This window comes from Streptomyces marianii (assembly GCF_005795905.1).
GTDB lineage: Bacteria > Actinomycetota > Actinomycetes > Streptomycetales > Streptomycetaceae > Streptomyces > Streptomyces marianii.
In genome coordinates, this window is record NZ_VAWE01000001.1 from 4495348 (window position 1) to 4510000 (window position 14653).

Consider the following 14653-nt stretch of genomic DNA (forward strand, 5'->3'; position numbering starts at 1 on the left):
ACGGTGGCGGACACCGGCCGAGGGCGGCCCGCGTCACACCTCGGCGAGATGGGCGAGCGCCCGCCTGGCCACCTCCCGGCCGATCGGCAGTGAGGCGGTAGCCGCCGGGGACGGTGCGTTCAGGACGTGGACCGCACGGGGCGACTCCTTGATCATGAAGTCGTCCACCAGGGTGCCGTCCCGGAGCACCGCCTGGGCCCGGACACCTGCGGCCACCGGCCGCAGGTCGTCCTCCGTGACGGCCGGCAGCAGCCGTCGCACGGCCGCGGTGAAGGCGCGCTTCGAGAACGAGCGGTGCAGCTCGCCCGCGCCGTAGCGCCAGTGTCGCCGGGCGATCCGCCAGGAACCGGGCCAGGCCAGCGTGGCGGCGAGTTCCCCCGGGCGGACCGTGGACCAGCCGTATCCCTCGCGGGCCAGCGCCGGGACGGCGTTCGGTCCCACATGGACGCCGCCTTCCACACCGCGGGTGAGGTGGACCCCGAGGAAGGGGAAGGCGGGGTCGGGCACCGGGTACACCAGGCCGCGCACCAGCTCGGGGCGGGCCAGCTCGTAGTACTCCCCGCGGAAGGGCACGATCCGCATGCCGGGCCGCTCCCCGGCGAGCTCGGCCACCCGGTCGCAGTGCAGTCCCGCGCAGTTCACCAGGGTGCGGGCGCGGACGATCCGGCCGGTGGACGTACGGACCGCGACGCCCCCCGGGCGCCGGTCGACGAGCAGCACCTCCTCGCCGTAGCGGACTTCCGCACCCGAGGCGGCCGAGACCTCCGCCAGCTGGGCGGCGACGGCCCCGAAGTCGCACACCCCGGTCGTACCGACGTGGATCGCGGCGACGCCGCCGACCTCCGGCTCGTACTCCGCGATCTGGGCGGGGCCCAGCTCGCGCACGGGGATGCCGTTCTCCCGGCCACGCTGGACGAGCGCGTGCAGCCGGGGCAGCTCCTCGCGCGCGGTGGCGACGATGAGCTTGCCGGTGACCTCGTGGGGGACGCCGTACTCGGCGCAGAACTTCACCGTCTCCGCCGCACCGCGCACGGCGAAACGTGCCTTCAGTGAACCCGGGCGGTAGTAGATCCCGCTGTGGATCACTCCGCTGTTCCGCCCGGTCTGGTGACGGGCCGGGCCCTGTTCCTTCTCCAGCACCACCACGGAGGTGCCCGGTGCGGCACGCGTCAGGGCATGGGCCGTCGACAGCCCGATGATCCCGCCGCCGATCACCAGCACGTCGCAGTCGAATGCGGCCGCCTTCACCACACACCTTCCAGCCCGGCAGTGCCCTCCCGGGAAACCGTCCCGCCCCCGATGATGCACTGGCCCACTGACAGGCGCGTTAAACCGGGTGGGACACGCGTCACGGGACGCGTACGGCTCACGCCGGGGCCATCAGCAGCGGTCTGGCCCGCTCCCTCAGCTCCGCCACCCTCGGTTCGTCACCGTACGGTTCCAGCCGGTGCAGCAGGTCCCGTACGTACTCCGTCGTACGCGCGGAGGAGATGCGGCCCGCGACCTCCACCGCGCGGGTGCCCGCCGCGCAGGCGGCGTCCAGGTTGCCGGACTCCAGCTCGGCCACGGCGCTCACCACGAGACGCAGTCCGTGCGAGCGCACGTACTCCTCCGTGGGCCGGGACAGCGCCTGCTCGGTGAAGCGGCGCACCTGGCGGGGCGCCTTGAGGTCCCGGTAGCACTCGGCGGCGTCCGCCGCGAACCGGTCGTACGAGTAGAACCCCAGCCAGGACGGGTCCGTGTCGCCCTCCCGGGAGCGCTCCAGCCAGCTCTCCGCGGCCTTCAGCGCCGTCCCGGCGGCGAGCGCGTCGCTCGCCTTCGCATGGGCCCGTGCCTCCACCAGCCGGAAGAAGCTCATCGTGCGGGACGTCGCCAGGCCGCGGTTGCGCTCCACGGCCGCCTGCGCGAGGTCCACGCCCTCGTCGGCGAAGCCGCGGTAGGTCGCCTGCAGCGACATCGACGCCAGCACGTAGCCGCCCAGTGGAACATCGGCCGCAGCGCGTGCCAGCCTCAGCGCCTGGATGTAGTAGCGCTGGGCCGCCTCCTGCTGCCCGGTGTCGAAGGCCATCCAGCCCGCCAGCCGGGTCAGCTCGGCCGTCGCCCCGAACAGGGCCCGGCCCACCTCGTCCGAGTACGAACCGAGCAGCAGCGGTGCGGCGTCGACCCGTAAGCACTCCGGGACCATCGACGAGCGCCAGTCCCCGCCGCCGTACTTGGAGTCCCAGCGCCGGGCGTCCTCGGCCGCCTCGCGCAGCTTGGTCACATCGCTGTGGCCCACCCGCATCTGGCCGTCCTCGGGGCTCTCCTGGCTCTCGCCGCCCCCGGTTCCCCGGAGGGGGCGTTCCACGGACGAGTCGGCCGGGTTGATCAGCCAGCGGGAGGCGGGGGTGGCGTACGCACTCACGGAGAAGGAACCGGCCAGTGACTGCCAGATCCCACCGCCGCCCGCGCGCCTCCCGGCGAGATCAAGCCGGTAGAGCTCCGTGGCGGCCTTCACCGCCTCGCCCACGTCCCGCGGGAAGGCCAGCCCGACCTCCGGCGCCGGGTCGGCGTCCGCGAGCCCGATCTCGTGCAGCGGCACCGGGCGGCCCAGTTTCTGCCCGATGGCCGCCGCGATGAGATGGGGCGCGGCGCCCTGCGGCACCATGCCCTTCGACACCCACCGCGCCACCGACGTCTTGTCGTAGCGGAGGGTCAGACCGCGCTGCGCCCCGAGGTCGTTGACCCGCCGGGCGAGACCGGCGTTGCTGATTCCCGCGAGGGCGAGAACGGTGCCGAGCTTCTCGTTCGGCCCGCGTTGCTCCCTGGACATGCGCCACCCCTCGACACACAGACGGCCGCCGGGCATCCGCTTCCGGCGTTCGCTCCGCCCTCCCCACAGGGGGACAACTCCCCGGAAGCCGGACGCAAGAGCAGGTGTCCGAGCCCCCGGGAATATGCGCCCCCGAGGAGAACAGCAGTGACACACAGGGTAGTTCGCCGCATCCCGACCGTTAAGAGGCGGTGTTCCGTATGGCGAGATTGTTGTGTGTTCGGGCGGGAGCCCCTCTCCGGACCGTGCTCCGGGCGTGTGGCCGTGCGCCCGCCCGTGCGCTCTCGTCCGGCCGTCGGGGGAGCGCTTCCATGAGTGCTGCGTGGGTCGGCCCATCGGCGAGGGATCCGATGGGCTGGGGGACACCGCCGCCCCAATCCCCGCGGGCGGTGGACCGGCCCGGGAGGTGAGTGCCGCCTCCCGGGCCGTGCGCGTGTGTCCGTTCCTTGCGGTATGTCCCCCTCCTCGCGTTCTTCAGATTGGCTGAATGCCGCCCCTTCGGCGGCGTTTCGCCCGCCGCCCGCCCGCCCGTCGCCGGCGTCCGGCCCCCAGCGGCCCGGCAGTCGCCGTACGGCGCTTGCCAGGGGCGCGTTCACTTTCCGCGCCCGCGACCCGGAGCCCCTCCCGTGCGCCCTTGTCGTGGCAGCATGTCCTCATCGGGGTGTACCGAATCGGGTGTGCCGAAAGTTGTCCACAGGCTGTGGAGGCGCGATGCGGTGGCTGGTGGGGTGGAGCAGTGTCGCCGCAAGCTTCGGTACGGCGGGCGCCGTCGGTTCCCGCGCCTCCGCCTCCCGGGACGACCACCGCACCGTCCACCCCGTCGGAGCCCAGCTCCTGTGGGGCGACCCCGATCCGCTGTGGGCCGTCGGCGACTGGCGGCCGGACGAGGTCCGCGTCGTCACCGCCGGCCCGCCCCCCGGCTTCAGCGGAGGGACGCCCACCATCCGCCTGGCCGTGCTGGGCTGTTGCGCCGCCAGCGACGAGGAACTGCGCGTCGGCCTCTTCGCGGCCCGCGGGGGCGCACTGCGCCATCTCACCGCCTGGGCCGGCAGCTACACGGCAGTCGTCCAGGTCGGCCGCCGCATCACCGTCACCGGCGACCTGGCCGGAGCACGCCCCGTCTTCTACACCCCCTGGGCCAACGGTACGGCCTACGCGACCGCCGCACTGCCCCTGGCCGACCTCATCGAGGCCCAGCTCGACATCGGGCACCTCGCCGCGCTTCTCGCCTGCCCCGAATCCCCGGAGGCACTGCGCGACTCCAGCCCGTACGCCGGGGTCAAACGGATCCCGCCCGGTCACGCCCTGATCCTGCGTGAGGGCTCCCGTGAGATCACCGGCTACGAACCCGTCGCCTCCCTCGCCGTCGCCGCGCCCCAACTCGACCCGGACCGGGCCATGGAGGCGATGCGGGACGCGCTCGTCGACTCGGTACGCGCACGACTCACCGCTCCCCGGCACGCACCCGAGACCCTGCCGCCCGACCCGGGGCCGGTGCCCGGCATGGGCCCTGCGGAACGGCGCGCTGCCCGCGGCGCACCCGCGCCCGGCATCGGCGCCGACCTGTCCGGAGGCAGCGCCTCAGGCACCCTCGCACTGCTCGCCGCCGGTCTGCCCGGCGCCCCGGGCACGATCCTCGGCCACGGCACCGCGGCCGGGGAGCGACTGCTGGCCGTCACCTTCAACGACCTCGCCACCCCGCAGGGACGCGAGGCCGAGATGGAACGGGCCGGGAGCATCGCCGAGAATCCACGGCTCCACCACGTCGTCGTCGCCGCGGGCGCGGAGGCCCTGCCCTACGCCGATCTGGACGGTCCCCTCACCGACGAGCCGGGCCCTTCCCTCGTCGAGGCCGAACGCAACCGGCGGCGCCTCGCGTCAGGCAGCGCCGACCACTTCACCGGGCACGGCGCCCGGCAGGTCCTGGACGCCCACCCGGCGCGCCTGGCCGACCTGCTGATGGACCGCCGGAGACGGCCCCTGCTCCGTCCCGTCTCCGCACTCGCCCGTGCCTCCGGCCCCACCGCCGGCTCGCTGCTCGTGCCGCTCACCGTCTACCGGGCGGCGCGGCGCCTCGCCCGGACCCCCTACCGCACCGGCCTCGAGACGGCGGCCGCACGGCTGCCCGAGGCCAACCGCCGGGTGGCGGCCGTCAACGGACCGCTCGGCGCGTCCCTCGCGGCGCTCGCCTGGTCCCGTCCCGGGCCCGCGGCACGCTGGCTCACGGGCGAGGCACTCGCCGAAGTATCGGTTCGCCTCCAAGAGGCGTCGACCCGGCCGACATCGGTGCAACGACCCGGTGAGGCCCGTGCCCGCGCGGCACTCGCACGGTACGCCGCGGACCACCGCGTCATGGAGCAGGCTTCGGAGGTACGCAGCCAGCGGCTGCACGCTCCCTTCCTCGACAACCAGGTCGTACGGGCCGCGCGCGACCTCCCCGAGGCGCTGCGGGTCCAGCCCGGTGCACGCACCGCCGTCCTGCGCACGGTCCTCGCCGGAGCCGGCGTCCACGACCTGCCGCCCGGCTGGGGCGCGCCTTCGCAGACCGCTTCGAACACGGCGACGCGGGCCGGAATGCGGCTGTCGCTGCCGCATCTGCTGGACCTGTTCGACACTCCGCTGCTCGCCGACGCGGGCATCGTCGAGGCGAGGGTCGTCCGCAAGGCGCTGCGCGCCGCGTCCGACGGGGAACCGGTGCCGTTGGACGGACTCGCGGACCTGGTCTCCACCGAACTCTGGCTACGACGGCTGCTGGCACGGCGCGGTACGTGCTGGACGGGCACGGAGGCACCCCGCCGCCGCGCGGTCGCCTCGGGCGTACCCCGCCGCCCGACGCTCCAGGCGTAGGGGCGTGTGGGCGCGGCGCTCGCGGTGCGGCCGGCGCGTGCGGGCGCGACGTTCAGGGGCGCCGAGGGGCGGTGTGCCGGGACGCTCGAGTGGATGCCCGGCACCCGGACCGGACGTGCTCGTGCCGGGGCGCCGTCACCCATGCCGTCCGAGCCGGGAGCCCGGTGCACGCACGTCTCGTGCGGGCCGTCCGTACCGCCCCTCGCGGCGCTACACGCAAGTGATCCGCGACCGTGCCCAGTCGGCGATCGCCGTCGCGGCGAGTGGCCGTACGCCGACGGGTTCGACGACCAGGCGGAGCGTCTCGCTGCCGGTGAGGCCGACGGACAGGGGCACTGCCGGGTCACCGCCGCGCAGCATCGGCGACCGCCACCGCCGCGCCCCGTCCGCGTACACGGAGAAGCGCACCGCGCCCAGCCCCGGTGTCATGTCGTCGACGCCGACGAGCGCGTCGTACGAAGTGCACTCACGGTTCAGGTCGATCGTCACGGACGACCTGGCGTGGACGGAGACGCCGTGCTCGTACCGGGCGCCGCCGATGGACATGCCGTGGCGCTGCCAGACCCAACTGTCCGGGCCGAGCCGTACCTCGGGCCGGGTGCCGTCGCCGGCCACCCCGTACTGGAGCCGGTTGAGCTGGTAGACGGTCGTGGGCGGAGGAGGCGTCGTCGGCGAGGGCGAAGGCGTCTCCCCGGGCGGTGGGAACGGCACGGGCACCGGTGCCGGCGGCTGCGGCGGCGCGGGTGCCGGACGTGCCTGGGACGGTCCGGCCGCCGATGCCGCCGGCGGCACGGCCGGTGTCGGCTGACGGGGCGCCGCGGCGGGCCCGGCGTCGGGTACGGAGAGTGAGGGCGGCACCGGCGAGGGCGCCGTGGAGGCCGGGGGCGCCGGAACGACGGGCTGCGCCACCGGGGGCCGCGCACGGGGCTTCGGCGCCGGTGCCGGTTCACCCGCGAGCGCCAGCATCAGTCCCGCGCCCACCGCGGCCGCCACCGCGGCGGCGATTCCGGCCTTCACGGGGGCCGCGAGCCCCTCCGCCGCGGCCGCTCCGCCCGCGCCACCGGAGGCCGAACCCGCCCCGGCCACCGCGCCCGCCGAACCGGAGGCCGCCCCGGCCGCCGCCGCGGCACCCGCTCCCGCAGCGCCGCCCGCCACGACCCCGGCGGCCTTGAACGAGTACCCCGCGGCGAACCAGCCGATGACGGCGACCGGCAGCAGCGCCGGGATCCCGGAGTTCACCTGCTCCAGCTCGCCCGCGGCCAGCCGGCATCTGACGCATGTCTCCAGGTGCTTGCGGAGGCCGCGCTCGGCCCGCATCCGAAGCCCGCCCCGGGCGTAGGCGCCGAGGCGGTCGGCGTACCGGGCGCAGTCGCCGCCCGAGGTGAGCGCGGAGCTCACATGGGCCTGCAGATAGGCCTGCTTGAGCCCTTCCCGGGCGCGGCCTGCCAGGACCGCCGTGGCGTTGGCGGTGAGACCGAACAGCGGCGCCACCGCGCTCGGTGGTTCCTCCTCGACGGTGGTGTGCCACAGCACCGCCTGCCAGCGCTCGGGCAGCGAGCGGAAGGCCTGCAGGGCCATCGACTGCTCGGCCTCGTGCATGGCGCGCACATCGGCACCGAGCTCGAGCGTGTCCTCGCGCGGCACTCCGGTGGCACTGGCCGCCTGGTCGGCGAAGACCGCGAAGTCCTCCACCAGTTGCTCCCGGCGGGCGGACCTCGCCCAGGCGGCGGCGACGCGGCGCAGGGCGGTCAGCAGATACGCCCGGACCGCCTGTTCGGGCCCCGCGCCTCCCCGCACCGCCTGCAGCGTCCTGGCGAACACCTCGGCCGTCAGGTCGTCCGCTGTGTGGGCGTCACGGCAGCAGGTGCGGGCGTAGCGGCGCACGGCGTCCGCGTGCCTGCGGAAGAGCTCTTCGTATGCGCTGTCGTCACCCCCGCGCATCCGCAGGACCAGGTCGGCGTCCGACGGCGCCGGCGGGGAGGGCGAGACATCTACGCTGGGACCCGACGAGCCGCCCTCGCGCTGCGACGGAACCCGCCCCCCGGTGTCCCCACCGAGCCCGCCGGTCTCGTCGCCGGTGCCTCCGGCGTGCGGCTCGTTGCGACCCTCACCGCTCATCGCGGAAGCCCCCGTACCCACCCAGTGACCCGAACACCGGGCAAGAGTGCCACAGGGATTGGGCTGTCAAGCCTCCCCTGCACAGCAACCACTCGTCCGGGAGACCATCCGAATCCAAGGACGACACCCGGCCTGCACAAGAGCCCGTTCCCGGGCCCGCGTGCGCAGGACGCGCGCACAACGGGGTGCGCCGGACCGGCGCGGGGGCGGGGAACGCCGTCCCGTGAGCCCCGGGTACGGGAGCCGTCCCCCGGGAGCCCGCGCACCGGGACCGACTGACGAGGGGCCGCGTCCCACCGGCAGGCGGTCGCGTCCGAGCGGTCGCGGCTCCGAGCGCCGGTCGGCCGGCCGACCGGCGGAGGCCGTGTACCCGCGGTCACACGGGCCGCGAGCGCAGCCCCTCCAGCAGGATGTCCAGCAGCCGTGCCGAGGCTGCCGCCTGCTGCGCAGCGTCCGGAAGGGACGGCGCGGCGGTGGCTATCACCAGCAGAACGTCCGCCACGGTGACGTCGACGCGCAGTTCACCGGCCTCCCGAGCCCGGTCGACCAGCTGCCCCACGACGTCGAGCAGCTCGCCCGCTCCCGCGTCGTCCTGCTCGGCGGCGGGCGCCGGACGCGGTGCGACCACCCGCAGTTCGGGCTGTCCGGCGAGGCCCGGACGCTGCTGCGGCACCCGCGTCTCCTCCCGGACCGTGTCCTCGACGACCGTCGACTCGTCGGCCACACCGACCCGCAGAACGTGCGGCGGCAGCAGCCGGCCCGCTCCCGAGGCCACCGACGTGCGCAGGAAGCGGGAGAGCGCCGACCAGGGCTCCTCCTCCTGGCCGAGGGCGGAACGCGCCTGCTCCGTGAGCCGGGAGGTCTCCTCCTCGGCTATCCGCCGTACCAGCACGTCCTTGCTCGGGAAGCGGCGGTACACCGTGCCCACGCCCACTCGCGCCCGACGCGCCACGTCCTCCATCGGAGCGCCGTAACCCAGCTCCCCGAACACCTCGCGAGCGGCCCTGAGCACGTGCTCCAGATTGCGCTGCGCGTCCACCCGCAGCGGTGCGGAACGGCTGGTCGCAGCAGTGCCCACGCGCCCGTTTCCGCCGGTCTCCGTAGCGACGGCGCCCGACCAATGCGAATCCTGAATGTGCATGAATGTTCCCCCGGAAATGATGTCGTCTCCCCCCGGAGACTCCCCGCCGTGACGCCGGGGTGAATCAGACGAGTCACCAACCAGAACACCCCGACGAGGTACGAACATAGTTGAGTCGGGGTCAATTCAGAAGGGGCAGTTCCGTCCGGTGCGCCCCCCGATCGGAGCAAGGGCCGGAACCTTCCTGATTCCACCCCCGCCCCGGACCCTCTTTCTCCCCGCTGACCTGCGTAACTTCCCCCCACGGCGGCAGCCGCCCCGCCGGACCGTGGCCAAAACCTCCGGTCACACAATCGGCCGGGGCTGTGGACAAACTCCGAGGAGCGTTGCGTCATGGGATGGTGAAGGCTGCATACTCCCGGGACACGACCCCAGGCGCCCCGCCGCGCACGCGCATTCTCGTCGCCGGCGGGGGGTACGTGGGGATGTACACCGCGATCCGTCTCCAGCAGAAGCTGAAGAGCGAGCTGGAGCGCGGCGAGGTCGAGATCGTCGTCGTGTCGACCGAGCCCTACATGACCTACCAGCCCTTCCTCCCCGAGGCGGCCGCGGGCTCCATCTCGCCCCGCCACGTGGTCGTACCGCTCCGCCGGGTCCTCCACAGATGCAAGGTCGTCAGCGGTGAGGTCCGGTCCGTGGACCACGCCAAGCGCACCGCCGCCTTCACCACCCTCGCCACCGAGGAAGAGGGCGCCGGCGCGATCCAGATCGGTTACGACGAGCTGGTGCTCGCCCCCGGCTCCGTCTCGCGCACGCTGCCCGTGCCGGGACTCGCCGAGTACGCCATCGGCTTCAAGACCGTGGAGGAGGCCATCGGCCTGCGCAACCACGTCATCGAGCAGATGGACATCGCGTCCTCCACCCGTGAGCCCGCCCTGCGCGACGCGGCACTCACCTTCGTCGTCGTGGGCGGCGGCTACGCGGGCGTCGAAGCGCTCGCCGAGCTCGAGGACATGGCCCGCTACGCCACGCGCTACTACCACAACATCAAGCCCGAGGACCTGAAGTGGGTCCTGGTCGAGGCGAGCGACCGGATCCTGCCGGAGGTCGGTGCGGAGATGGGGAAGTACGCCATCCGGGAGTTGCGGGCCCGCAACATCGACGTGCGGCTCGACACCCGCCTCGACTCCTGCGAGAACCGGGTCGCCGTCCTCAGCGACGGCTCCCGGCTACCGACTCGCACGGTCGTGTGGACCGCGGGTGTCCGGCCCGCTCCCGTCCTGACGGCCACCGACCTGCCGCTCGACGAGCGAGGCCGCCTCAAATGCACCGCCGAACTCAGCGTCGAGGGCACCGAGCACGCCTGGTCGGCGGGCGACGCCGCCGCCGTGCCCGACGTCACCGCGAAGGAACCCGGCACGGAGTGCGCGCCGAACGCCCAGCACGCGGTCCGCCAGACGAAGGTGCTCGCCGAGAACATCGTCGCCTCGCTGCGGGGACAGCCCCTGCAGACCTATGCCCACAAGTACGTCGGATCCGTGGCGTCGCTGGGGCTGCACAAGGGCGTGGCGCATGTGTACGGCCGCAAGCTGAAGGGCTATCCGGCCTGGCTGATGCACCGCGCGTACCATCTCAGCCGCATGCCCACCTTCAACCGGAAGGCCCGCATCCTCGCCGAGTGGACACTGTCCGGGCTGTTCAAGCGTGAGATCGTCTCCCTCGGGTCGCTGGAGCACCCGCGTGCCGAGTTCGAACTCGCCGCGGGCGGCGTCCCGTCCAGGCCGCTCGCCCGCCGCCACGAGGATCCGCCCACGAGCGCCCGGGGGAGGAGGCGGGGCCGGGCGCCCGGTACCCGTCCCGGCGCGTCGGGGGCGCCGCCCGACGCCGCGCCGGGCGACGGCCGGGGGAGGAAGGGCCAGGACGCTCCCGGACCCGGAACCGAGGAGGGCTGACCCCGCTGTCGGTGCGGTGGGCCACACTGGGCGTGTGACGATAGGTGGATGTGCGGCCAGCACAGAGTGACGTGCCCGGGCCGCACCGTCCCCTCCACGGCAATCGGCAACGAGACCGGCAGACTTGGCCACTCCGGTGAGGAGCGGCCTCCGGAACCGGAACCCCACCGGCCACGGTCACACACACGGGCGCAACCGCGCACGACAACAGCAACGACACCACGAGGCTTGAAAATCCGTGAACTTCACGCGTTGGAGCGCCCGGCTCCCCGGTACGCAGCGTCGCGCCGCAGCGCGGACGGACCGCGGGTCCGTCCCCGCGGCCCGCGGTGAGTACGACCGGCGGACGGACCGGCAGCCCCACGCCACCGACGCCGTCACCGATCCGCACGGCGCACCGGCCCCGTCGGCGGAGTCCGCCGTTCCGGCACTCGAGCAGTTCCCCGTCCGCGGGCTGCTCGACGGGCTGCCCGCGCTGGTCGCCCTCGTGCACGGTCCCGAGCACCGCGTCTCGTACGTCAACGAGGCGTACGAGACGGCGTTCGGCCCCCGCCCCGCCGGTGCCGCGGCCGCGGCCGCCTGCCCCGAACTCGCCGAACTGGGACTGCTTCCGCTGCTCGACCAGGTGCTGCGCAGCGGCAGGCCCCGCACGGTGAAGTCCCGCCGGGTCCGGGGCGGTGGTTCGTACACGGTCACGTGCCTGCCCGCCGAGGCTGCCGATCCGTACCGGGAGGGCGAGCTCGTCAAGGGTGTCCTCGTCTTCGCCGCCGACGTCACGGACCACGCCGAAGCCGCCGAACGCCTGCGCGCCAGCGAGAGCCGTCACCGTGAGGCAGCCGTCACCCTGCAGCGCTCACTGCTGCCGCAGGAGCTCGAACAGCCGGACGACCTGCGCATCGCCGCCGACTACCGGCCGGGCGGCACGGACGCCGCGGTCGGAGGCGACTGGTACGACGTGATCACGCTCGGCGCCGGCCGCACCGCGCTCGTCATCGGCGACGTCATGGGCCGCGGCGTGCGAGCGGCCGCCGTCATGGGCCAGCTGCGCACCGCCGTCCGCGCGTACGCCCGCCTCGACCTGCCCCCGCACGAAGTGCTCCAGCTCCTCGACGGACTGGCCTCCGAGATCGACCCCAGCCAGATCGCCACCTGCGTGTACGCGGTGCACGACCCGAACGAGGGCCGCCTGGTGTACGCGTCCGCGGGCCATCTGCCGATCCTCGTGCGCGACGCCGACGGCACGGTCCACCGCGCCGAGGAGCCGACCGGCCCGCCGCTCGGCACCGGCGGCTGGCTCCACTCGTCCGCCACGATCGCGCTGCAGCCGGGCTCCACCGCCGTGCTCTACACGGACGGACTGGTCGAGCGGCGCGGCGAGGACATCGACGACGGTGTCGCCGCGCTGGAGCGGGCGCTCGCCGGAGCGACCGGCACACCCCAGGTCGTGTGCGACCGGCTGATCCGCTCACTGGGCGTCACCGCGGACCACGACGACGACGTCGCGGTCCTCGTCCTGCAGCACCCGACCCGCTCGGGCGGGGACGCGGAGCTCTTCCACAATGCCGCGCTCGAACTGCTCGGCGGTGTGGAGGCCGCGCCCCGCGCACGGGCGTTCGCATCGGGAGTGCTGGCGTCGTGGCGGTTCCCCGTGGAACTGCGCGACCTCGGCGTGCTCGCGGCGAGCGAGCTGGTCGCGAACTCGCTCCAGCACGGCACGCCGCCCATGCGGCTGCGGCTGCGGCGCACCGACCGCCGGCTGATCATCGAGGTCACGGACGGCGACGATCACCTTCCGCGCCGGCGCCGTGCCGAGACTGAGGACGAGGCGGGCCGCGGTATCTCCATCGTCGCGACGATCGCCTCGTCCTGGGGTAGCCGCCGAACTCCCGGCGGCGGCAAGGCGGTGTGGTGCGAGTTCGCCCTCCCCGATCCGCCCGGTTAGCGGCCGGCGCCGGGCCGTCGCCCGTCAGACGGCGGACGCCACCCTGTCCTGTTCGGGCCGGTGCCGGGCGACGACCCGCGACGCGGACGCGAGCGAGGGCCGGTCCTGCACCGCCGTGAGGTTCCGCCCCAGCTTCAGGGCCAGCACGCTGATGCCCAGGGAGAAGAGGACGAACGTCACGATGTACGGGCCGTGCAGCGTGGCCCCCATCGGACCGCCCACCGCCGGGCCGACCGCCAGCGCCAGCTGCTTGACCAGAGCGAACGCCGAGTTGTACTGCCCGACCATCGACTCCGGTGCGAGATCCGCGACGAGCGGTGCCACCGTCGGCGACAGCATCGCCTCGCCGAGCCCGAACAACGCGTACGTCGAGACGAAGGCGGCCGTCGCCATCGCCTGCCCGCCGTGCCCGAGCCCCGCGTATCCGGCGACGAGCCAGGCCACGGCCCAGATCAGCCCGACCGCGGCGATCACACGCGAACGACGGCGCCGCTCGACGAACCGCAGCACGAGGAACTGCGCGAGCACGATCACCGCGGTGTTGGCGGCCAGGGCGTAGCCGAGCGTCGCCGGGTCGATCCCCGCGGCCTCGGTGCCGTAGGCCGCGAGGCCCGACTCGAACTGGCCGTAGCAGGCGAAGAAGAGCACGAAGCCGAGGACGCACAGCTGCACCATGGCCCGGTGCCCGAGCAGCGCCCGCATTCCGCCCCTGGCCCTTGCCTCGGTGTTCTCCGGCATCGCGTCGGGGATCGACGGCGACTTCGGCATCCGCACGGTCGCGGCGATCACGGCCAGGACGACGAACATCGCGGCCTCGATCGAGAACAGCAGCGTGAAGCTGCCGGGCCGGCTCTTGTCGACGATCTGCCCGCCGAACAGACCACCGATGCCCAGTCCCAGGTTCTGCAGGAAGAACTGCATGGCGAACGCCCGCGTGCGGGTGGACGGGCTCGAGCACCAGACGATCATCGTCGCCAGCGCCGGCTGCATCACGGCCGTACCCGCGCCCAGCAGCGCTGCGGACAGCACCGCGACGGCCACGCTGCCGGCCAGACCCATGGACAGAGCCCCGCCCGAGGCCAGCAGCGCGGCCACGACGAGCACGGGCAGCGGCCCGCGGCGGTCGATGATCCGCCCGGTGAAGGGCAGCACCACGAGCGCGGCCAGGGCGAAGACGGCGAGCACGGCACCCGCCGTGCTCGCTCCCAGGTCCCGAACCTGCGCCACATACACATAGAGGTACGGAACGGTGAACCCGAGCCCGAACGCGCTCAGCACGTTCCCTGCCTGGATCCGGCGCATCGCTGCGCCCATCGCCTTGGTCACACTCACCTGCCTTGGTCGGCCAGTCCGGAGGACTGAGATTTGAAGACTTCGAAACTAAAGTTAGAACCTGAACAATACACATTCAAGGACTTAGAACCAAACCAGCGGCATGGGATAGTGAGGCGCATGTCCGACACCCCCGAGCAGAGGCCCGGCCGTCCGACGAGGGCCGAGCAGGCACCTGCGACAGCACCGGCCGACCCGTCAGGCGAAGAGGCCGGCAAGCCGGCACAGGGCTCCCCGGCCGACGCGGCCGCTCCCTCCGCCTCCCCGCCCTCTCGCTCTTCCTCTTCGTCTGCCGGTTCCGCCGCGTCCAAGCCCTCGGCGTCAGCCGCCCCGGGAACCTCCGCGAACCCCGGGACCACGCAGGAGCCGACCCTCGACGAGCAGATCGCGGCCTACCAGCGCGAGTTCCGCGACCTGGACCCCCAGGTGGAGAAGGTCGTCTCGGCCCTGGGCCGGCTCAACCGCCGGATGAACGTGGCGTACGGCCGCCAGGTCGCCGCACTGGGCATCAGCAACGCCGAATGGGAGGTCCTCAAGACGCTGGTCCTTTCCGGTGCTCCGTACCGCCT

The 14653-nt window shown here is 73.6% G+C and carries 9 protein-coding genes (1 of these 9 cut by a window edge); 4 read left to right on the plus strand and 5 right to left on the minus strand.

Going from position 1 to position 14653, the window contains the following annotated elements:
- Positions 1–33: 33 nt before the first annotated feature.
- Both lhgO and FEF34_RS20285 read right to left on the minus strand, forming a co-directional pair.
- On the minus strand, positions 34–1251 hold the full coding sequence (gene lhgO / locus FEF34_RS20280; RefSeq protein WP_138054430.1) for an L-2-hydroxyglutarate oxidase: 1218 nt from the start codon (positions 1249–1251) through the stop codon (positions 34–36).
- 115 nt (positions 1252–1366) lie between these two features.
- A complete protein-coding gene (locus FEF34_RS20285) occupies positions 1367–2812 on the minus strand; it encodes an MFS transporter (protein ID WP_138054431.1) in 1446 nt (481 codons plus the stop codon).
- 711 nt (positions 2813–3523) lie between these two features.
- Between FEF34_RS20285 and FEF34_RS20290 the strand changes: the two genes are divergently transcribed.
- Positions 3524–5659, plus strand: coding sequence for an asparagine synthase-related protein (locus tag FEF34_RS20290; RefSeq protein ID WP_138054432.1), 2136 nt, complete (start codon positions 3524–3526; stop codon positions 5657–5659).
- A gap of 210 nt (positions 5660–5869) precedes the next feature.
- Here FEF34_RS20290 and FEF34_RS20295 read toward each other — a convergent pair whose 3' ends face one another.
- Positions 5870–7777: a sigma-70 family RNA polymerase sigma factor gene (locus FEF34_RS20295; RefSeq protein WP_138054433.1), complete on the minus strand. Its 1908-nt coding sequence runs from the start codon at positions 7775–7777 to the stop codon at positions 5870–5872.
- A gap of 376 nt (positions 7778–8153) precedes the next feature.
- Complete coding sequence (locus tag FEF34_RS20300; protein WP_138054434.1) at positions 8154–8918, minus strand: TetR/AcrR family transcriptional regulator; 765 nt, start codon at positions 8916–8918, stop codon at positions 8154–8156.
- A 338-nt stretch (positions 8919–9256) separates the two neighbouring features.
- Between FEF34_RS20300 and FEF34_RS20305 the strand changes: the two genes are divergently transcribed.
- Together FEF34_RS20305 and FEF34_RS20310 are read left to right on the plus strand one after the other, a co-directional pair.
- Entirely contained in the window at positions 9257–10810 is a 1554-nt protein-coding gene (locus tag FEF34_RS20305) for an NAD(P)/FAD-dependent oxidoreductase (RefSeq protein ID WP_138054435.1), read from the plus strand.
- Positions 10811–11048: 238 nt separating this feature from the next.
- A complete protein-coding gene (locus tag FEF34_RS20310) occupies positions 11049–12752 on the plus strand; it encodes an ATP-binding SpoIIE family protein phosphatase (RefSeq protein ID WP_138054436.1) in 1704 nt (567 codons plus the stop codon).
- A 24-nt stretch (positions 12753–12776) separates the two neighbouring features.
- On the opposite strand, the gene FEF34_RS20315 is transcribed toward FEF34_RS20310, so the two are convergent.
- Complete coding sequence (locus FEF34_RS20315) at positions 12777–14066, minus strand: MFS transporter (protein ID WP_171053315.1); 1290 nt, start codon at positions 14064–14066, stop codon at positions 12777–12779.
- Between the two features lie 402 nt (positions 14067–14468).
- On the opposite strand from FEF34_RS20315, the gene FEF34_RS20320 reads away from it, so the two are divergent.
- Positions 14469–14653, plus strand: the 5' end (the start) of a protein-coding gene (locus FEF34_RS20320; protein ID WP_138057609.1) for a MarR family winged helix-turn-helix transcriptional regulator. Its footprint extends 319 nt past the window's final position; 185 of the gene's 504 nt are visible here — the first part of the coding sequence; its start codon is at positions 14469–14471; the stop codon falls past the right edge of the window.